At 70.0% G+C, this 18,076-nt stretch carries 18 protein-coding genes; 6 read left to right on the top strand and 12 right to left on the bottom strand.

What is annotated here, in order from left to right; all coding sequences use genetic code 11:
• Window positions 1–43: 43 nt before the first annotated feature.
• Window positions 44–1,249 carry an ornithine--oxo-acid transaminase gene (gene rocD, locus ACIGJO_RS14705; protein ID WP_399957377.1) on the bottom strand — a complete coding sequence of 402 codons (1,206 nt, stop codon included), beginning with the start codon at window positions 1,247–1,249 and terminating at the stop codon, window positions 44–46.
• Between the two features lie 249 nt (window positions 1,250–1,498).
• Here rocD and trpS point away from each other — a divergent pair, with 249 nt between their 5' ends.
• Both trpS and ACIGJO_RS14695 read left to right on the top strand, forming a co-directional pair.
• The gene (trpS, locus tag ACIGJO_RS14700) at window positions 1,499–2,512 is read left to right on the top strand and encodes a tryptophan--tRNA ligase (RefSeq protein WP_329946455.1); all 1,014 of its coding nucleotides are present in this window, start codon (window positions 1,499–1,501) and stop codon (window positions 2,510–2,512) included.
• 105 nt (window positions 2,513–2,617) lie between these two features.
• Window positions 2,618–3,205 (top strand): 2'-5' RNA ligase family protein, encoded by a 588-nt coding sequence (locus ACIGJO_RS14695; protein ID WP_399957373.1) that lies wholly within the window; start codon window positions 2,618–2,620, stop codon window positions 3,203–3,205.
• A 39-nt stretch (window positions 3,206–3,244) separates the two neighbouring features.
• Here ACIGJO_RS14695 and ACIGJO_RS14690 read toward each other — a convergent pair whose 3' ends face one another.
• Both ACIGJO_RS14690 and ACIGJO_RS14685 read right to left on the bottom strand, forming a co-directional pair.
• Window positions 3,245–4,111, bottom strand: a complete 867-nt coding sequence (locus tag ACIGJO_RS14690; protein ID WP_399957371.1) for an SDR family NAD(P)-dependent oxidoreductase — start codon at window positions 4,109–4,111, stop codon at window positions 3,245–3,247.
• A gap of 40 nt (window positions 4,112–4,151) precedes the next feature.
• The gene (locus ACIGJO_RS14685; RefSeq protein WP_399957368.1) at window positions 4,152–5,501 is read right to left on the bottom strand and encodes an FAD-binding protein; all 1,350 of its coding nucleotides are present in this window, start codon (window positions 5,499–5,501) and stop codon (window positions 4,152–4,154) included.
• Between the two features lie 131 nt (window positions 5,502–5,632).
• On the opposite strand from ACIGJO_RS14685, the gene ACIGJO_RS14680 reads away from it, so the two are divergent.
• Window positions 5,633–6,667 carry a YihY/virulence factor BrkB family protein gene (locus ACIGJO_RS14680; RefSeq protein WP_399957365.1) on the top strand — a complete coding sequence of 345 codons (1,035 nt, stop codon included), beginning with the start codon at window positions 5,633–5,635 and terminating at the stop codon, window positions 6,665–6,667.
• Here the strand turns inward: ACIGJO_RS14680 and ACIGJO_RS14675 are convergent.
• Entirely contained in the window at window positions 6,615–7,871 is a 1,257-nt protein-coding gene (locus ACIGJO_RS14675) for a D-alanyl-D-alanine carboxypeptidase family protein (protein WP_399957362.1), read from the bottom strand. The genes ACIGJO_RS14680 and ACIGJO_RS14675 overlap by 53 nt on opposite strands.
• A 145-nt stretch (window positions 7,872–8,016) precedes the next feature.
• Between ACIGJO_RS14675 and ACIGJO_RS14670 the strand changes: the two genes are divergently transcribed.
• The 3 genes from ACIGJO_RS14670 to ACIGJO_RS14660 all read left to right on the top strand — a co-directional run bounded on the left by ACIGJO_RS14670 (window position 8,017) and on the right by ACIGJO_RS14660 (window position 11,506).
• Window positions 8,017–8,262, top strand: a complete 246-nt coding sequence (locus ACIGJO_RS14670; protein WP_266923076.1) for an SCO4848 family membrane protein — start codon at window positions 8,017–8,019, stop codon at window positions 8,260–8,262.
• A 72-nt stretch (window positions 8,263–8,334) separates the two neighbouring features.
• Complete coding sequence (locus ACIGJO_RS14665) at window positions 8,335–9,684, top strand: metallophosphoesterase (RefSeq protein ID WP_399957358.1); 1,350 nt, start codon at window positions 8,335–8,337, stop codon at window positions 9,682–9,684.
• A gap of 268 nt (window positions 9,685–9,952) precedes the next feature.
• On the top strand, window positions 9,953–11,506 hold the full coding sequence (locus tag ACIGJO_RS14660; protein ID WP_399957355.1) for an ABC transporter substrate-binding protein: 1,554 nt from the start codon (window positions 9,953–9,955) through the stop codon (window positions 11,504–11,506).
• An 86-nt stretch (window positions 11,507–11,592) separates the two neighbouring features.
• Here the strand turns inward: ACIGJO_RS14660 and ACIGJO_RS14655 are convergent, their stop codons facing one another.
• The 8 genes from ACIGJO_RS14655 to sdhC form a co-directional block, all read right to left on the bottom strand.
• A complete protein-coding gene (locus tag ACIGJO_RS14655; RefSeq protein ID WP_399958136.1) occupies window positions 11,593–12,324 on the bottom strand; it encodes a TetR/AcrR family transcriptional regulator in 732 nt (243 codons plus the stop codon).
• 40 nt (window positions 12,325–12,364) lie between these two features.
• On the bottom strand, window positions 12,365–12,799 hold the full coding sequence (locus tag ACIGJO_RS14650) for a thiol-disulfide oxidoreductase DCC family protein (RefSeq protein WP_399957352.1): 435 nt from the start codon (window positions 12,797–12,799) through the stop codon (window positions 12,365–12,367).
• A 5-nt stretch (window positions 12,800–12,804) separates the two neighbouring features.
• Window positions 12,805–13,239: a hypothetical protein gene (locus ACIGJO_RS14645; protein WP_399957349.1), complete on the bottom strand. Its 435-nt coding sequence runs from the start codon at window positions 13,237–13,239 to the stop codon at window positions 12,805–12,807.
• Window positions 13,240–13,848: 609 nt separating this feature from the next.
• Window positions 13,849–14,439 carry a hypothetical protein gene (locus tag ACIGJO_RS14640; protein ID WP_399957347.1) on the bottom strand — a complete coding sequence of 197 codons (591 nt, stop codon included), beginning with the start codon at window positions 14,437–14,439 and terminating at the stop codon, window positions 13,849–13,851.
• A 139-nt stretch (window positions 14,440–14,578) separates the two neighbouring features.
• On the bottom strand, window positions 14,579–15,355 hold the full coding sequence (locus ACIGJO_RS14635; protein WP_329946444.1) for a succinate dehydrogenase iron-sulfur subunit: 777 nt from the start codon (window positions 15,353–15,355) through the stop codon (window positions 14,579–14,581).
• On the bottom strand, window positions 15,355–17,109 hold the full coding sequence (gene sdhA, locus ACIGJO_RS14630; RefSeq protein ID WP_399957346.1) for a succinate dehydrogenase flavoprotein subunit: 1,755 nt from the start codon (window positions 17,107–17,109) through the stop codon (window positions 15,355–15,357). Before sdhA ends, ACIGJO_RS14635 begins: the two co-directional genes overlap by 1 nt.
• Before the next feature lie 30 nt (window positions 17,110–17,139).
• Window positions 17,140–17,616 (bottom strand): succinate dehydrogenase hydrophobic membrane anchor subunit, encoded by a 477-nt coding sequence (locus ACIGJO_RS14625; RefSeq protein ID WP_073718236.1) that lies wholly within the window; start codon window positions 17,614–17,616, stop codon window positions 17,140–17,142.
• 5 nt (window positions 17,617–17,621) lie between these two features.
• Window positions 17,622–18,002 carry a succinate dehydrogenase, cytochrome b556 subunit gene (gene sdhC, locus ACIGJO_RS14620; protein ID WP_266923090.1) on the bottom strand — a complete coding sequence of 127 codons (381 nt, stop codon included), beginning with the start codon at window positions 18,000–18,002 and terminating at the stop codon, window positions 17,622–17,624.
• Between the last annotated feature and the right edge of the window lie 74 nt (window positions 18,003–18,076).

The following is an 18,076-nucleotide window of genomic DNA, read 5'->3' as shown; positions in this document are numbered from 1 at the left end:
CGCGGGCCGCACCCGTGCACCCGGCCGCCCCGGCCCGCGCGTGTCAGGCGCCGAGCACCGCCCGCAGCTGGTCCAGGCCCCAGTCGAGGTCCTCCTTGGAGATCACCAGCGGCGGCGCGATCCGGATCGTCGAACCGTGGGTGTCCTTGACCAGCACCCGGCGCTCCATCAGCCGCTCGGAGATCTCCCGGCCCGTGCCCAGGGCCGGCGTGACGTCGACGCCCGCCCACAGGCCGCGCCCCCGGACGGCCTCCACCGAGCCGCCGCCCACCAGCAGCCCCAGCTCCCGGTGCAGGTGGTCGCCCAGCTCCGCCGCCCGCTGCTGGTACTCGCCCGTGCGCAGCATCGCGATCACCTCCAGTGCGACGGCGCACGCCAGCGGATTCCCGCCGAACGTCGAGCCGTGCTCCCCGGGCCGGTACACACCCAGCACCGCGGCCGACGAGACCACGGCGGACACCGGTACGACCCCGCCGCCCAGCGCCTTGCCGAGCAGATACATGTCGGGCACGACGCCCTCGTGCTCACAGGCGAAGGTCTTCCCCGTCCGGCCCAGGCCCGACTGGATCTCGTCCGCGATGAACAGCACGTCCCGCTCGCGGGTCAGCTCCCGGACCCCGGGCAGATAGCCGGGCGGCGGCATCAGCACCCCGGCCTCGCCCTGGATGGGCTCCATCAGCACCGCCACGGTGTTCTCCGTCATCGCCGCACGGAGCGCGGTCAGGTCCCCGTACGGCACGATCTCGAACCCCGGGGTGTACGGGCCGAAGTCGGCCCGTGCCTCGTGGTCCGTGGAGAAGCTGATGATCGTGGTCGTCCTGCCGTGGAAGTTGTCCGCGGCGACGATGATCTTCGCCATGCCGTCCGGGACGCCCTTGACCCGGTAGCCCCACTTGCGGGCCGTCTTCACCGCGGTCTCCACCGCCTCGGCGCCGGTGTTCATGGGCAGGACCATCTCCATGCCGCACAGCTCGGCGAGCCCCGTACAGAACTCGGCGAAGCGGTCGTGGTGGAAGGCCCGGGAGGTGAGCGTCACCCGCTCCAGCTGAGCCTTGGCCGCCTCGATCAGGCGGCGGTTGCCGTGACCGAAGTTCAGCGCGGAGTAAGCGGCGAGCATGTCCAGATAGCGCCGTCCCTCGACATCGGTCACCCAGGCGCCTTCCGCCGAGGCGACGACGACCGGCAACGGGTGGTAGTTGTGCGCGCTGTGCGCCTCGGCGGAGGCGATGGCAGTTTCCGTGATCGACACGGGATCTCCGTTCGTCGTGCGGCGTGGGCGGGGGTCGTGCCCACTTTGTATCGTCGGTCCGATCCCGCGCGAGGAAACCTTCACGGCGCGGCGCGCCTCGCGCGCCGGTCCGTGCGGGGCGCGTCATCGCGTGCGCGGGGGCGCGGTACCGCACGTGCGGGGGCGCGGTACCGCACACGAGGGGGCGCGCCGATTTGCGCCGTACACCGGCTGCCGGAGAACGGTTCCGCACCTGAGACAATGGGTCCCATGGCCTCTGATCGTCCTCGCGTGCTCTCCGGAATCCAGCCCACCGCAGGCTCGTTCCACCTCGGCAACTACCTCGGCGCGGTCCGCCAGTGGGTGGCGCTGCAGGAGTCCCACGACGCCTTCTACATGATCGTGGACCTGCATGCGATCACCGTTCCGCAGGACCCCGCGGAGCTGCGCGCGAACACCCGGCTCGCCGCCGCCCAGCTGCTGGCGGCCGGCCTGGACCCCGACCGGTGCACGCTCTTCGTGCAGAGCCATGTTCCCGAGCACGCCCAGCTCGGCTGGGTCATGAACTGCCTCACCGGCTTCGGCGAGGCGTCCCGGATGACGCAGTTCAAGGACAAGTCCGCCAAGCAGGGTGCCGACCGGGCGACCGTGGGCCTTTTCACCTACCCGGTCCTCCAGGTCGCGGACATCCTGCTCTACCAGGCCAACCAGGTCCCGGTCGGCGAGGACCAGCGCCAGCACATCGAGCTCACCCGGGACCTCGCCGAGCGGTTCAACGGCCGGTTCGGGCAGACGTTCACGATTCCGGAGCCGTACATCCTCAAGGAGACGGGGAAGATCTACGACCTCCAGGACCCGTCGGTCAAGATGAGCAAATCGGCCTCCACGCCGAAGGGCCTCATCAACCTGCTGGACGAGCCGAAGGTCACGGCGAAGAAGGTCCGGAGCGCCGTCACCGACACCGACACGGTCATCCGTTACGACACGGAGAACAAGCCGGGCGTCAGCAACCTCCTGAGCGTCTACTCCACCCTCACCGGAACCGGAATCGCGGATCTGGAGCAGAAGTACGAGGGCAAGGGCTACGGTGCGCTCAAGACCGACCTCGCCGAGGTCATGGTGGAGTTCGTCACCCCGTTCCGGAGCCGTACGCAGGAATATCTGGACGACCCGGAGACGCTGGACTCCATCCTGGCCAAGGGTGCGGAGAAGGCCAGGACCGTCGCCGCGGAGACCCTGGCGCAGACCTACGACCGCATGGGCCTTCTGCCCGCCAAGCACTGAGTCCAACGGCCCTGGCGAGAACGCCGCCGCAGGCTGCACACTTGCGGCGGCAGGACCGAGAACCGGCCACCGGCGGACCGACCGACGACGATTGAGGAGAACGACGTGGGGACCGTAACGCTTGGCGTTTCGATCGCGGTCCCGGAGCCCTACGGCAGCCTGCTCCAGGAGCGGCGCGCGAGCTTCGGGGACCCTGCCGCATACGGCATTCCCACCCACGTCACCCTGCTCCCGCCGACGGCGGCGGAGGCGGCCGACCTGCCGGCGGTCGAGGCGCATCTCGCCCGGATCGCCACGGCCGGCCGGCCCTTCCCGATGCGGCTGTCCGGCACCGGGACCTTCCGGCCGCTCTCGCCGGTCGTCTTCGTCCAGGTCGTCGAGGGCGCCTCGGCCTGCTCCTGGCTGCAGAAGCGGGTCCGGGACGCGTCCGGGCCGCTGGTGCGCGATCTCCAGTTCCCGTACCACCCGCATGTCACCGTGGCGCACGACATCTCCGAAGAGGCGATGGACCGGGCGTACGAGGAGCTCTCCTCCTACGAGGCCGCCTGGACCTGCGGCTCCTTCGCTCTCTACGAACAGGGCGCGGACGCCGTCTGGCGCAAGATCAACGAATTCCCGTTCGGCGGCGGCATCGCGCCCGCCGTCCCCGCGCAGAGCGGCTCCTCCGTGGACGAGCCGTCGCTGCACCCCTGAGCAGCGGCTCCTCCGGACGTGTATCCGAAGGCTGTCCCGTCAGAGGGGCAGCCGCCGGAACAGCGGGCGCGGCACATGGCGCAGCGCCGACATCACCACCCGTAGCGCCCCGGGCACCCACACCGTCCCGGTGCCGCGCCCGAGCCCCGTCACGATCGCGTCCGCGACCGCCTCCGGGGTGGTCATGAGCCGCCTGCGCACGAGCTCCGCCGGATCCGTGGCACCTGTCACCCCCGCCGCCCCGGCCGCGCTGTCCCTCCCGGTCCCGTCGCCGCGTAGGGAGCCCGGCTGTACGGAGCCCGGCTGTACGGAACCGGGGCGTGCGGGGTCCGGGTGCAGGGCACCGGGGCGGACGACCATCACCCGCACTCCCGTGCCGTGCAGCGCGTCGCCCAGCCCCTGCGCGAACGCGTCCAGGCCGGCCTTGCTCGACCCGTAGATGAAGTCCGCGCGGCGTACGCGCTCGCCGGACACGGAGGAGAGCACGACCAGCGACCCATGACCCTGCGCCTGGAGTGCGCCCGCGCACACCAGCCCGGCGGAGACCGCCCCCGTGTAGTTGGTCCGGGCGACCCGGACCGCCCGCAGCGGCTCCTCCTCGTCGCGCGTCTGGTCGCCGGGGATGCCGAACGCCATCAGCACCAGGTCGATGTCGCCCTCCGCGAAGACCTTGCCCAGCACCGTCTCGTGGGACTCCGGGTCGAGGGCGTCGAAGGCCACGGTACGGACCTCGGCGCCGCGCGCGCGGAGCCCGGCGGCGGCGGTGTCCAGGGCGGGGGAGGGCCGGCCGGCCAGCCACACTGTGCGGGTACGCAGCGCGATCAGCCGGCGCGCGGTGGCCAGCGCGATCTCCGAGGTGCCGCCGAGGACGAGCAGGGACTGCGGGGCACCGAAGGCGTCCTTCACGAAATCACTCCTGGTGGGAACGGAAAACGGGCGGGGAAGCTCACAGCGAGAGCCGGCGGGAGAGGTCGGAACGGAACGCCCCGTCCGGGTCCAGCTCCGCCCGCAGCGCCCGGAACTCGGGCAGTCGCGGATACATCGCGGCCAGCACCCCCGGCCGCAGCCGGGCGTCCTTCGCCAGACAGACCCGGCCGCCGGCCGCCGCGACCTCCTCGTCGAGCCCGTCCAGGAACCGCCCCAGACCGGGCAGGCCCGCGGGCAGATCGAGTGCGAGGGACCAGCCGGGGGCCGGGAACGACAGCCGGCCCGGGTCGGCCCGGCCGAACCGTTTGAGCACGGCGCGGAACGAGGGACAGCGGCGCGTGGAGAGGCGCCGCACGATGCGGTGCAGCGTCTCCTCCTGCCCGTACGGGACGACGAACTGGTACCGCACGAAGCCGCCGCGGCCGTGCAGCCGGTTCCAGTGCGGTACGCCGTCCAGGGCGTGGAAGAACGTGGGGATCCGCTGGAGCTCACCGGTGCGGGACCTGGGGGCGCCGCGATAGCGGAGTTCGTTGTACAGCGCGGCGGAGGCCGGGCCGAGCAGCCCCTCCGGGACGACGGAGGGGGCGGCCGGCAGCTGCCCCGGGCGGAACACGAGCGGAGCGCGCCGGACGCGTGCCGGGAGCGTGTGCAGGGGTGCGTGCTCCCCGCGGGTGATGACGCCGCGCCCTGTCGCGCCGCCCCGTGCCAGCAGATCGAGCCAGGCGGACGCGTAGCGGTGGCGGTCCCCACCGGCCGTGAACCGGGCCAGCAGGTCGTCAAGATCCCTCGCCCGCTCCGTGTCGACCGACATCAGCGAGGAGGCGACCGGCTGGAACCGGAGCGCGGCGGCGAGCACGACACCGGTCAGCCCCAGCCCGCCGGCGGTCGCGTCGAAGAGCGCGGTGCCGGGCAGCACCGTACGCACCTCGCCGTCCGCGGTGAGCAGTTCCAGCGAGCTGACATGCCGGGAGAAGGAACCGGAGAGGCGATGGTCGAGGCCGTGGACATCGGAGCCGATCGCGCCGCCGACGGTGATGTGGCGGGTCGAGGGGGTGACCGGCAGGAAGCGGCCCAGCGGCAGCAGCACCTCCAGCAGCCGGTGCAGGCTCACCCCCGCGTCGCACACCACGGTGCCCGTACGGGTGTCGATGGTGTGGACGCGGTCCAGCGCGGTCATGTCGAGGACGGAGCCGCCCGCGTTCCGCGCCGCGTCGCCGTGCGCGCGGCCGAGCCCGCGGGCGAGGACGCCGCGGGGACCGCGCCCGCGCACGACGGCCGCCGCCTCCTCGTAGCTGCGGGGGCGGAACCGCAGCGCGGTCGTCGGGGCGGTGCGGCCCCAGCCGGTCAAGGACACCGTGTCGACGGACATGACGGTGACCGTATCGCCAGACAAAACCCCTTTGTGGCATTTGTTACGGTACTCACTGGAATGGGTGATTGATTGGGTGTCAGAGAGCCGCCCGCACCGGTTCTTCCGGGCCTGGAGGGTACGCGTACGTCATGGACTGGCTGAAGAGACTCCCTGTCGTCGGGCCGCTCGTCTCCCGGCTGATGGAGACACACGCCTGGCGCTCCTACGAGACGCTGGACCGGGTCCACTGGGCCAGGCTGGCCGCCGCCATCACCTTCATCAGCTTCCTGGCGCTCTTCCCGCTGATCGCGGTCGGCGCGGCGATCGGTGCCGCACTGCTCCCCGACAAGCAGCTGAACAAGATCGAGGACTGGACCGCCGATCAGGTGCCGGGCATCTCCGACCAGCTCGGCATCAGCGATCTGGTCGACCACGCGGGCACGGTCGGTGTGGTGGCCGGTGCGCTGCTGCTGTTCACCGGTATCGGCTGGGTCGGCTCACTGCGGGAGTGTCTGCGCGCGGTCTGGGAGATGGACGGCGTCGAGGAGGGCAACCCGGTCGTCCGCAAACTCAAGGACGCCGGGCTGCTGCTGGGCCTGGGCGGCGCGGCGCTCGCGACGCTGGCGGTCTCCGCGGCCGGTTCGACGGCCGTCGGCCGGACCGCCGAGCTGCTGGGCGTCACCGACCACGGTGCGGGTGGTGTGCTGCTGCAGGCGGCCGCCCTGGTGGTGGCCGTTCTCGCCGACTTCCTGCTCCTGCTCTATCTGCTGACGCTGCTGCCCGGGGTGGAACCGCCGAGGCACCGGCTGCTGGTCGCCGGGCTGCTCGGCGCGGTCGGCTTCGAACTGCTCAAGCTGCTGCTCGGCAGCTATATGAAGGGCGTCGCGTCGAAGAGCATGTACGGCGCCTTCGGCGTGCCCGTCGCCCTGCTCCTGTGGATCAACTTCACCGCGAAGCTGCTGCTGTTCTGCGCCGCATGGACGGCGACGCGGAGCAAGGGCGAGATCGAGACAGAAGGCGAGGCGAGGGGAACGGCGAAGAAGGCGGACGAGAAGGAGAAGGCGGACGAGAAGGAGAAGGCGGACGAGAAGGAGAAGGAGCGGGCGGGGGTCGACGGGACCGAGGGGGCGGTCAGCGACGGGGAAGGCGGCGGACCAGGTCGGGCAGCGGCCAGCGCCGGTTGACCAGGAACACCCCGGCCGCCAGTACGACCAGTACGCCGCCGATGATCGCCAGCGCGATCCCGACCCCGCTGGAGCCCTCGGAGGCGACCGCGGTCTCCTTCGCGGACTTCTCCCCGTCCTGCCCGGACTTGTTCGCCCCGGCGGCCGGCTCGGTGCCCTTGCCGGTTCCGGTCTCCGCGGACTTCGGCGGCACCAGCTCACCGACCGGTGTCACCTTGCCGCTCGCGCTGAAGCCCCAGTCGAGCAGGCTCGCGGCCTCCTTGTACACGGCGTGGCTCTCGTCGGAGGACGGGTTCATGACGGTGACCAGCAGCACCCGGCCGTCGCGCTCGGCGACACCGGTGAAGGTGTTGCCCGCGTGGGTGGTGTAGCCGTTCTTGACCCCCGCGATGCCCTTGTACGGCTCCACGCCGATGTCCCCGGTGATCAGCCGGTTGGTGTTCTGGATCTCGAAGCTCTCGCGCTTCTTGCCCTTCTTCTCCTCGCCGGGGAAGTCGGCCGAGGCCGTCGCGCAGTACTCGCGGAAGTCCTTCTTCTGCAGCCCGCTGCGGGCGAACAGGGTGAGGTCGTACGCGCTGGAGACCTGGTTCGGCGCGTCGTACCCGTCCGGCGAGACCACCGTCGTGTCGAGGGCCTGCAACTCCTCGGCGTGGCTCTGCATCGCCTGGACCGTCTTGGGGACGCCGCCGAACATCGAGGCCAGCACGTGCACCGCGTCGTTGCCCGAGCGAAGGAACACCCCGAGCCACAGGTCGTGGACCGTATAGGTGTGGTCCTCCTTGACGCCCACCAGACTGCTGCCCGCGCCGACACCGGCGAGCTCGGCGTCCGTCACCTTGTGGGTGAGGCTCTTCGGCTGGAGCGCCGGCAGGACCGTGTCCGCGAAGAGCATCTTCAGGGTGGAGGCGGGCGGCAGCCGCCAGTGGGAGTTGTGCGCCGCCAGGACCTGGCCGTTCTCCGCGTCCGCGACGATCCACGACCGGCCCGTGAGGTCCTTGGGCAGGACCGGGGCGCCGGGCCCCAGATTGACCTGGGTCCCGACCTTCGCGAGCTGCTCACCGCCGACGTTCGACATGGGGTGCGTCGGCTTCGGCTGCTTGTCGTCGGTCTTGTCCTTGTCGGCCGCAGAGGCAGGACTGAGGACAAAACCGGACAGCAACGCGGCGGAGAGGACCGTCAACACGGTCTTTTTCAGAGCATGCACGGTCGGAAACGTACAGGGCGAAGATGTGCTTGGGGACCCGGACCGCCGGACCCGCCGCAGGTAACGCCAGGACAGCCCACCTCGCACCCTGCCGTACGCCCCACCCCGGACGATCCGGCCGGAGGCGGGCGGCGATACTGAATCCATGAAGCTCAGCCGCCCCGTCTCCTGGTTCCTGCTCGCGTTCGGGGTGTGGAGCTGGTTCATCTGGATCACTTTCGTCAAGAACCTGTGGAAGGACGGCAGCGGGCTCGCGTTCGACGACGCGGGCGACCCGACCACCTACTTCTGGGTGCATCTGCTGCTCGCCATCACGTCCTTTCTTCTGGGGACGGCGGTCGGGGTGATCGGGTTCCGTGGTGTCAGGGCTTTGCGCCGTGAGCGCACCTGACCCTCGCGGTACGAACCGGCAGGGGGAGCGGTCGGACGGCCGGTCCGAGGACAGGTAAACGGGGGTGCGCACATGGCAGTGGTCTTCGTCCTGGTGGCGGTCGGGGTACTGGCGCTGCTCGCCGCCGTGCACCGCTACGTATGGCGGCGCCTCGTCGGTGACACGACGATGCCGGGCAGCGCCATGCGCCGGGCGGGCACGGCCGCCGCGTTCGTCCTGCCCCTGCTGAGCGTCGGCGCGCTCGTCTCCGGCCGCGCGGGATTCCCCTTCCGGCTCCAGCAGCTACTCGCCTGGCCCGGCTATCTGTGGCTGGCCGCACTCCTGTATCTGACGCTGGCTCTGCTCGTCGGCGAGGCCGTACGCCCCCTCCTGCGCCGGGTGCTCGCGCGCCGGGACGGCCCGGCGGAGGCGGGTGCCCACCCGCGTACCGGGGCGATGGCCCTGTCCGGAGCCCCCGCCGACCCGTCCACGTCCTCCGCCGACTCTCCGTCCACGTCGTCCACGTCGTCCACGTCGTCCACGCCGGACGCCCCGCCCGCGCCGGACGACCGGGCCGCGGACACGGCGCCCGCGGCGCCCCCGGCCGCGGCGGCCGGACCCTCGCGGCGGCTGTTCGTCGCCAGAGCCGTCGGCGGCGCGGCCGCCGTCGCGGGGCTCGGCACGGTCGGGTACGGCACCCACGGTGTGCTGCGCGGCCCCCGTACGAAGCGGATCACCGTCCCCCTCGCCCGACTTCCCCGCTCGGCGCACGGGTTCCGGATCGCCGTCGTCAGCGATGTCCACCTCGGCCCGATCCTCGGCCGTGCCCACACCCGGCGCATCGTCGACGCGGTCAACGCGACCCGGCCCGATCTGATCGCCGTCGTCGGCGACCTCGTCGACGGGTCCGTCGAGGATCTGGGAACGGCCGCGGAGCCGCTGGCCGGGCTCGAAGCACGGCACGGCAGCTTCTTCGTCACCGGGAACCACGAGTACTTCTCCGGCGCGGCCCAATGGGTCGACCACGTACGGGAGCTGGGACTGCACCCGCTGGAGAACGCCCGCGTGGAGATCGACGGCTTCGACCTCGCCGGGGTCAACGACGTCGCCGGGGAGAGCGAGGGCCAGGGCCCCGACTTCGTACGGGCCCTGGGCGACCGGGACCGCTCCCGCGCCGCAGTCCTCCTGGCCCATCAGCCGGTCGTGATCCACGATGCCGTCGAGCACGGCGTCGACCTCCAGCTCTCCGGCCACACCCACGGCGGTCAGCTCTGGCCGGGCGGTCTCATCGCCGGGCTGGCCAACCCCACCGTCGCCGGACTCGAACGCTACGGGGACACCCAGCTCTACGTCTCGCGCGGCGCGGGAGCCTGGGGGCCGCCCGTGCGGGTGGGCGCGCCGTCGGACATCACCGTGGTGGAACTGGCCTCCCGGCAGGCCTGAGAACCCTCCCGCGGACCGGCTTCCGCGGCGATCGGGATGCTCCCGGAATCCGGACGGGGGCGTCACCGTCTGCTACGAAAAAAGACCAAGTGAACGGCGTAAACGCTCTTATCGGACGTGTCATGTTTCAGGGGGCGAACAAATCGCTGTGAGTCCCCTTTTTGCTCTTCCAGTTGTGAAAATCGTGTGATTGGGTGAGCGCGAGCATGCGGCAGTGTGCGTGTCTGAGCACATAGTCGAGGCGGGGCTGGTAAGGGAGAGCACGGCAATGCGGTCGATCCGGATACGGATTCTCGCGATTTTCGCGGTACTGGTCATCGCGGGCGTCGGCGCCTGGCAACTACTTCCCTCGGACGGGAAGAAGACTGACCCGGTCACAGTGGGCACGACCGACGCCGTGACCTCGCTGGACCCCGCCGGTGCGTACGACGCCGGTTCCTGGGCGATCTACAGCAACCTCTACCAGTCGCTCATGACCTTCCGGGCCGGGGCGATCGTGCCCGAACCGGACGCCGCCGAGAGCTGCGGTTTCATCGGGCAGAAGCTCCAGACGTACCAGTGCAGGCTGCGGAACGATCTCACCTTCTCCAACGGCCGCAAGATCACTGCCGCCGATGTCGAGTACTCCTTCGAGCGGATGCTCAGGATCAAGACCGACGTCGGCCCCTCGGTGCTGTTCCCGAGCCTGAAGAACGTCGTGACCGAAGGCCGCACCATCACCTTCAACCTCTCCTCGCGCGACGCGACCTTCCCGCAGAAGCTCGCCACCGGCGCGGGCTCGATCGTCGACCGCACCCAGTACCCGGAGGACAAGCTCCGCTCCGGGAAAAAGGTCGACGGTTCCGGACCGTACGTCCTCAAGTCCTACGAGCCGGGCGTCCGTGCCGAGCTGGTGCCCAACCTCAAGTACCGGGGCGCGCTCAAGAAGACCGGCGAAGCGGTCGAGATCCGCTACTACAAGGGCTCCGAGGACCTGCTGACGGGCTGGAAGAGCGGCGACCTCGACGTCACGCACCGCCAGCTGCCGCCCGCCCGGCTCGCCGAGCTGAACCCGGGCGACCCGGACCTGCGCGTCACCGAGGCGGAGAGCGCCGAGATCCGCAACCTCGTCTTCAACGTCCGCGAGGGCTCCCCGTTCGCGAACAAGAAGGTCCGCCAGGCCGTCGCGGCGGTCATCGACCGCGGTCCGCTGGTCGGCGAGGTCTACAAGAGCACCGTCGAACCGCTCTACTCGCTGATCCCGCAGGGCTACATCGGCCACAGCACCCCGTTCTTCGACAAGTACCCCTCGCCCGACCCCGCCCGCGCCAAGAAGCTGATGGCGGAGGCCGGCGTGGAGACTCCGCTGCGCATCAGCTTCGCCTACAAGGCCGACGAGGCGTACACGGCGGAGACCGCCGAGCTGCGGCGCCAGCTGGAGAAGGACGGACTGTTCAAGGTCTCGGTGAAGGCCGTGAAGTGGACGGACTTCCAGAAGGGCTACGCGGAGGGCGAGTACGACGCGTACACCGTCGGCTGGCTTCCCGACTATCCGGACCCCGACACCTTCAGTCAGCCGCTCGTCGGCCGCGACAACAGCCTCCACAACGGCTACTCCAGCAAGCAGATGGACGAGCTGATCACGGCCACGCAGCAGTACAGCGACCGCGGCAGGACCTCGGCCGACTTCAAGAAGCTCCAGCAACTGGTCGGCGAGGACGTTCCGCTGGTCCCGCTGTGGCAGAAGAAGGACTACGTCGTCGCCAAGACGGACATCTCCGGATCGCAGTACCTCTCCAACGGCACCGGCATCTGGCGCCTGTGGGAGATCGGCCGGATCTGACGCCGCCGGACCGCTTTCCCCTCACTGTCCCGCCGCGCCCACCCGGGCGTACGGCGGGACTTTGCGGTCGCGGCCCCGGACGGCCCTCAGGACCTCTTGCGGGCGGTGGCCGTCTCGGCCATCCCCGGCAGGAAGTCGGTGAACAGCTCGTGCACCTCGTGGACGAGCGGCCGCAGCACCCGGAAACGGGCGAGCGCCACGCCCCGGGTGGTGAGCCGGGCGCCGCGCCCCGCGAGCCGGCGGCTGCGCTCGCGCTCCGGTGAGCGGTCGAAGACCCAGTACAGGACGAGCCCCATCTGCGAGAGCCACATCAGCTCGGGCAGGATGTCCACCAGCTCCGCGGGGATCTTGGCCTTGGAACCCGCCAGCACCTCACGGTGGATGGCGATCGACGCCTCGCGGGCGGGCTCCGACTCGACGGAGAAGGGGCTCAGCGGGCTCTCCGGGTCCGCGGCGTTCTTGAAGAACTGGGCCGCGAACTCGTGGTACGGCGCGGCGATGTCCAGCCAGCACGTCAGGACGCCGGCCAGCCGGGTCTCCAGATCCGTCTCCCTGTCCAGGACCTTCCGGACCGCCGCGGCGTGTTCGGCGCCGATCCGGTCGTAGAAGCCCTGGACGAGGTGCTCCTTGCTCGCGAAGTAGTAGTAGGCGTTGCCGACGGAGACGCCGGCCTCCTGGGCGATGGCTCGCATGGTCGTCTTGTCGAAACCGCGTTCCTGGAAGAGCCGGAGCGCGGTTTCGAGGATGAGCGTGCGGGTCTGCTCGCTCTTGGGGGCCTTGGCAGGCTTGACATCCTTCACGCCCGGATCGCCCTTCACACCTTGCTCGTCCTGCTTGTCGCTCGCCACGGTCCCCAGGCTATCCGCCCGTTTCGGCGCCCATGACCGGGACTTCGCAGGCCCCGCCGCCCTCGCCGCACGGGGGCGCGGTCACCGAGCGGTACTTCGCCGCGGCCAGTACGGTCGCACGGGCGAACGGGCGGCCCGCCGGGGTGGTCAGCCAGTGGGCCTTGGGCCGGTGCTCGGACAGTGCCCAGAGGCAGACGATCCAGGCGGCGGTCCCGTGGTAGATCTGCCCCTGGTCGCCGATCACCGTGATCTCGTCGAGCGTCTTCGCGTGGTCGAGGCCGGGGAAGCGCCGGCGCGCCTCCTCGGAGGCGGCCGGCACGAGGTCCAGCGGGATGAGCTGATGCTGCCTCATCAGCCAGTGCCGCACATGGACGCAGAGCGAGCACTGCGCGTCGTAGAGCACGGTGAGCCGTGCGACCGGGGTACGAGGTCCGGAGTCGGCCATCCGGCTCACCGTCCGGCGACGGGGGCGGTCCACGGGCCCTGCGGGGTGGGGCCGGTCCAGCCCTGCGGCGGCACCGGCGGGGTCTGCTCGCGCTCCATCATGCCGCGCCGCCGGATCTTGTTCAGTACGTAGACGTTCGCGAGGTGCATGCCGCCGAGCACGAGCAGCACCACGCCGACCTTCGTCGACAGGGCGTCGAAGAGTTCGCGGGCGTTGGCCACGCTGTCGGCGTTCTTCAGATAGAGGGTCACGAAGCCGAGGTTGACCAGGTAGAAGCCGACCACCAGCAGATGGTTCACGGCATCGGCGAGCTTCTCGTTCCCGTGCAGCACGTCCGCGAGGAACACCTTGCCGTTGCGGCTGAGGGTACGGGCGACCCAGACGGTGAGAGCGACGCTGATCAGCAGATAGATGACGTACGCGACAACAGTGAGGTCCATGCCCCGAGGCTCCCTTGAACGTGTTCAAAAGCTCTTGTCATGGACTGTAGACCTGTTCTTGAACATGTTCAAGACAGGGTCGGGTGATGCGGATTACGGGGGTGAGGGTGCGTCAGTAGGAGCGCCGGTCAACCGGCTTGGCCGACGCGTACGAGGGAGCCACCGGCGGCCTGCGGGCATCGAGGTGCCTCGCGGGGGCGGTGCCGCGCTACGGAGTGCTGCCGGGGACGGGGACGGGGACGGGGACGGGGAGGGGGAGGGCGCCGGGCGGGAGGGCTGCCGGGCGGGCTCTGCCGTCAATGGGGGTGGGAGCGGGCCGGGGGCGAGGCTCGGCCGAGCGTGGGAGCCGACCGCGAACGGGGCTCAGCCGGGGGCGAGAGCCGACCGGGGGGCGTGGCCGGGGTGGGAGCGGGCCAGCGGAGTAGGAGTCCGCCGGGGACTCGGCTCAGCCGGGGGTGGGGCCCGGCCGGGGGCGGGAGCCGGCCGGGAACGGGGCTCGGCCGGGGGCGGGAGCCGGCCGGGAACGGGGCTCGGCCGGGGTGAGCGGGCCGGAGGGGAGCCGGCCGGGAGTGAGCCGGACCGCCGGAGCGGCCGGCCACCCGCGCGGTCTCAGGCGCTCATCGAGCGGGCCGTGTTGAGCTGGGCCATGACCATCGGGAAGGTCTCGGGGCCCATCGCCGGGATCATCGTCGAGTGGTGCCGGCCCCCGCTGGTGACCGTGACCTGGATGAAGCCGGTGGTCTTCTTCTCCTTCATCAGGAGGAAGAGCAGACCGATCAGGCACAGCAGGGCGAAGACGATCGCCAGCACGATCGCGACCGGCGGGATCTTCTCCTCCGTGCGTGACATGTCGGTCGCCGTCCACACGGCGCCCTTCAGGGGCATCGTCCCGGACGGTGTCACGATCGAGTCGTTCATGACGGTGATGTCGCCGAAGGAGAGCATCGGGACCCCGCCCGGCATGCCCTGCTGCGCGGGGAGGTTGTAGCCGGGCGCCTGCTGTCCGGGCCCCGGATATCCGTACCCCGGGCCCGGCTGGGTCGCCGAGTCCGGCAGCGGCTGCGGATAGCCGTACGCGGGAGCGGCGCCCGGCGCCGGGTAGCCGTAACCCTGCCCGTCCGCCACGGTGGGCGGGCGGCCCGGCTGCTGGGGCGGGCCCCACTTGTATGAGTCGTCCGCGTACGGATTGGGCTCGGTCACGAGATCCCCGTTCTCTTCGGTCTTCAGCTCCGCATGACCGTACCGCCCGCGCCCGCGGGGCGCAGCAAGAGGCCCCGCTTCCCACAGCAACGCTGCGGCAGGCGGGGCCTCGTGAAGTGCGCCCGGCGGACCGGAAGGGTCAGAAGCGGCGCGTGATCAGCGCGCGCTTCACTTCCTGGATGGCCTTGGTGACCTCGATGCCACGCGGGCAGGCGTCCGTGCAGTTGAAGGTCGTGCGGCAACGCCACACACCGTCACGGTCGTTGAGGATCTCCAGCCGCTGCTCGCCGCCCTCGTCGCGCGAGTCGAAGATGAAGCGGTGCGCGTTGACGATCGCGGCCGGGCCGAAGTACTGCCCGTCGTTCCAGAACACGGGGCAGGACGACGTGCACGCGGCGCACAGGATGCACTTGGTGGTGTCGTCGAAGCGCTCGCGGTCCTCGGCGGACTGAAGGCGCTCGCGGGTCGGCTCGTTCCCCTTGGTGATGAGGAAGGGCATGACATCGCGGAACGCCTGGAAGAACGGCTCCATGTCGACCACGAGGTCCTTGAGGACCGTGAGGCCCTTGATGGCCTCGACCGTGATCGGCTTCTCCGGGTTGATGTCCTTGATCAGCGTCTTGCAGGCGAGCCTGTTCTTGCCGTTGATGCGCATCGCGTCGGAGCCGCAGATGCCGTGCGCGCAGGAGCGCCGGAAGGTCAGCGTGCCGTCGACATCCCACTTGATCTTGTGAAGGGCGTCGAGCACACGCTCCTTCGGGTCGATCTCGATCTGGAAGTCCTGCCACTGCGCCTCGTCCGACACCTCGGGGTTGAAGCGGCGGATCCGGAACGTGGCCGTGATGTACGGGGAGTCGGCGAAGCCCGCCTCGGGCTTGTCGGCCGGGCCGGTCTTTTCCAGTGTCGGGGTAGCCATCAGTACTTACGCTCCATCGGCTGGTAGCGGGTCGTCACGACGGGCTTGTAGTCGAGCCGGATCGACTCGGTGCCGTCGTCCGCGACCTCGCGGTACGCCATGGTGTGGCGCATGAAGTTGACGTCGTCGCGGTTCGGGAAGTCCTCGCGGTAGTGGCCGCCGCGGGACTCCTTGCGGGCCAGCGCGGAGGTCGCCATGACCTCGGCCAGGTCGAGCAGGTTGCCCAGCTCGATGGCCTCCAGCAGGTCGGTGTTGAACCGCTTGCCCTTGTCCTGGATGGACACGTTCAGGTAGCGCTCGCGCAGCTCGGCGATCTTGTCGACAGCCGTCTTGATCGTCTGCTCGGTGCGGAACACCATCACGTTGGCGTCCATGCACTCCTGCAGCTCCAGACGGAGCACGGACACCCGCTCGGTGCCGTTGGAGTCGCGCAGCCGCTCGACCTGGTCGACGACCTGCTGGGCCGGGTTCTCGGGAAGCTCGACGAAGTCGTTCTTCGCGGAGTACTCGGCGGCGGCGATGCCCGACCGGCGCCCGAAGACGTTGATGTCGAGCAGCGAGTTGGTGCCCAGACGGTTGGCGCCGTGCACGGAGACACAGGCGACCTCGCCGGCGGCGTACAGGCCCGGGACGACGGTGGTGTTGTCGGCCAGCACCTCGCCCTCGACGTTGGTCGGGATGCCGCCCATGGCGTAGTGCGCGGTCGGCTGGATCGGGATCGGGTCCGTGTAGGGCTCGATGCCCAGGTACGTACGCGCGAACTCGGTGATGTCCGGGAGCTTCGCGTCCAGCTGCTCCGGCGGCAGGTGGGTGAGGTCCAGGTAGACGTGGTCGCCCTCCGGACCGCAGCCGCGGCCTTCGCGGATCTCCGTGTAGATGGAGCGGGACACGACGTCACGGGACGCGAGGTCCTTCATGACGGGCGCGTACTTCTCCATGAAGCGCTCGCCGTCCTTGTTGCGGAGGATGCCGCCCTCACCGCGGGCGCCCTCCGTCAGCAGGATGCCCATGCGCCAGATGCCCGTCGGGTGGAACTGGAAGAACTCCATGTCCTCCAGCGGCAGACCGCGGCGGTACGCGGCGGCCTGGCCGTCACCGGTCAGGGTGTGGGCGTTCGAGGTCACCTTGAAGAACTTGCCGGTGCCGCCGGAGGCGAAGATGACCGACTTCGCCTGGAAGACGTGGATCTCGCCGGTGGCCAGCTCGTAGGCGACGACGCCCGCGGACTTCTTGACCCCGTCCACCTCCTGGAGCAGGAGGTCCAGGACGTAGAACTCGTTGAAGAACTCCACACCCTCCTTGACGCAGTTCTGGTACAGCGTCTGGAGGATCATGTGGCCGGTGCGGTCCGAGGCGTAGCAGGACCGGCGGACCGGGGCCTCGCCGTGGTTACGGCTGTGGCCGCCGAAGCGGCGCTGGTCGATCCGGCCCTCGGGCGTGCGGTTGAACGGCAGGCCCATCTTCTCCAGGTCGAGGACCGAGTCGATGGCCTCCTTCGCCAGGATCTCGGCGGCGTCCTGGTCGACCAGGTAGTCGCCGCCCTTGATCGTGTCGAAGGTGTGCCACTCCCAGTTGTCCTCCTCCACGTTGGCGAGCGCGGCGGCCATGCCGCCCTGCGCCGCGCCCGTGTGGGAGCGGGTCGGGTAGAGCTTCGTCAGCACGGCGGTACGGCTGCGCTTGGTCGACTCGATGGCCGCGCGCATGCCGGCGCCGCCGGCGCCGACGATGACGGTGTCGTACTTGTGGATCTGCATGGTTTTCCTCTGGTCCCTCTGTCCCGGCGCCTAGCGGATGTTCGGGTCGAAGGTGAAGATCACCAGCGTGCCCAGCAGGACGGTGAACACCGTGGCGGTGTACAGCAGCATCTTCAGCCAGAAGCGGGTGTTGTCCCGTTCGGCGTAGTCGTTGATGACCGTACGGAGGCCGTTGGCGCCGTGGAGCATGGCGAGCCACAGCATCGTGAGGTCCCAGACCTGCCAGAACGGCGAGGCCCAGCGGCCTGCCACGAAGGCGAATCCGATCTTGGAGACACCGCCGTCGAGCACCAGCTGGATCAGCAGGTGGCCGATGACCAGGACGACCAGGACGATGCCCGACAGGCGCATGAAGAGCCAGGCGTACATCTCGAAATTGGTGCGCGAGCCCTTGGGCGTCTTGCCCGTCCGCTTGCGCGGGGGCTCGATCACGGGGGCCGGGTGGTCGACGTCGTAGAGGCTCACGCCTTCGACGTCCCCGATCGCGGAAGAGGTCTCGGTGGACATGGGCCTCAGCTCCCGAAGATGTCGCGTACGGCGTGGCCGAGGACGGGGTACAGGGCCCCGACCATCAGCACGATCCAGATGCCCAGAACGGTCCAGAGCATCTGCTTCTGGAAGCGCGGGCCCTTGGCCCAGAAGTCCACGGCGACGATACGGAGACCGTTCAGCGCATGAAAGAGAATGGCGGCCACGAGGCCGTATTCGAGCAGCGCGACAGGCCATGTCTTGTACGTGGCCACGACCTCGTCGTAGGCCTCGGGAGAGACACGGACAAGAGCGGTGTCCAGGACGTGTACGAACAGGAAGAAGAAAATGAGGACACCGGTGACTCGATGAGCCACCCAGGACCACATGCCTTCCCGGCCGCGGTACAGCGTTCCAGCCGGCACGGAAGAACCCTCCGGGAGCGGGGATTGGGGTCGGCCGGCTTGACTGTCGGTCTGACCCGGCCGGGTACGGTCCA

Origin of the sequence: Streptomyces sp. NPDC079020, from assembly GCF_044542225.1 — a bacterium.
In the GTDB taxonomy this organism is placed as follows: domain Bacteria; phylum Actinomycetota; class Actinomycetes; order Streptomycetales; family Streptomycetaceae; genus Streptomyces.
This window is presented reverse-complemented; position numbering and strand designations above follow the sequence as displayed.

What these genes read in the sequence shown, in the direction of transcription:
- trpS (WP_329946455.1), top strand. Translation starts at nt 1,499, where the DNA reads ATGGCCTCTGATCGTCCTCGCGTGCTCTCCGGAATCCAGCCCACCGCA.
- ACIGJO_RS14685 (WP_399957368.1), bottom strand. Translation starts at nt 5,501, where the DNA reads ATGTCCGTCGACACGGTGTCCTTGACCGGCTGGGGCCGCACCGCCCCG.
- ACIGJO_RS14680 (WP_399957365.1), top strand. Translation starts at nt 5,633, where the DNA reads ATGGACTGGCTGAAGAGACTCCCTGTCGTCGGGCCGCTCGTCTCCCGG.
- ACIGJO_RS14670 (WP_266923076.1), top strand. Translation starts at nt 8,017, where the DNA reads ATGAAGCTCAGCCGCCCCGTCTCCTGGTTCCTGCTCGCGTTCGGGGTG.
- ACIGJO_RS14665 (WP_399957358.1), top strand. Translation starts at nt 8,335, where the DNA reads ATGGCAGTGGTCTTCGTCCTGGTGGCGGTCGGGGTACTGGCGCTGCTC.
- ACIGJO_RS14660 (WP_399957355.1), top strand. Translation starts at nt 9,953, where the DNA reads ATGCGGTCGATCCGGATACGGATTCTCGCGATTTTCGCGGTACTGGTC.
- ACIGJO_RS14650 (WP_399957352.1), bottom strand. Translation starts at nt 12,799, where the DNA reads ATGGCCGACTCCGGACCTCGTACCCCGGTCGCACGGCTCACCGTGCTC.
- ACIGJO_RS14645 (WP_399957349.1), bottom strand. Translation starts at nt 13,239, where the DNA reads ATGGACCTCACTGTTGTCGCGTACGTCATCTATCTGCTGATCAGCGTC.
- ACIGJO_RS14635 (WP_329946444.1), bottom strand. Translation starts at nt 15,355, where the DNA reads ATGGCTACCCCGACACTGGAAAAGACCGGCCCGGCCGACAAGCCCGAG.
- sdhA (WP_399957346.1), bottom strand. Translation starts at nt 17,109, where the DNA reads ATGCAGATCCACAAGTACGACACCGTCATCGTCGGCGCCGGCGGCGCC.
- ACIGJO_RS14625 (WP_073718236.1), bottom strand. Translation starts at nt 17,616, where the DNA reads ATGTCCACCGAGACCTCTTCCGCGATCGGGGACGTCGAAGGCGTGAGC.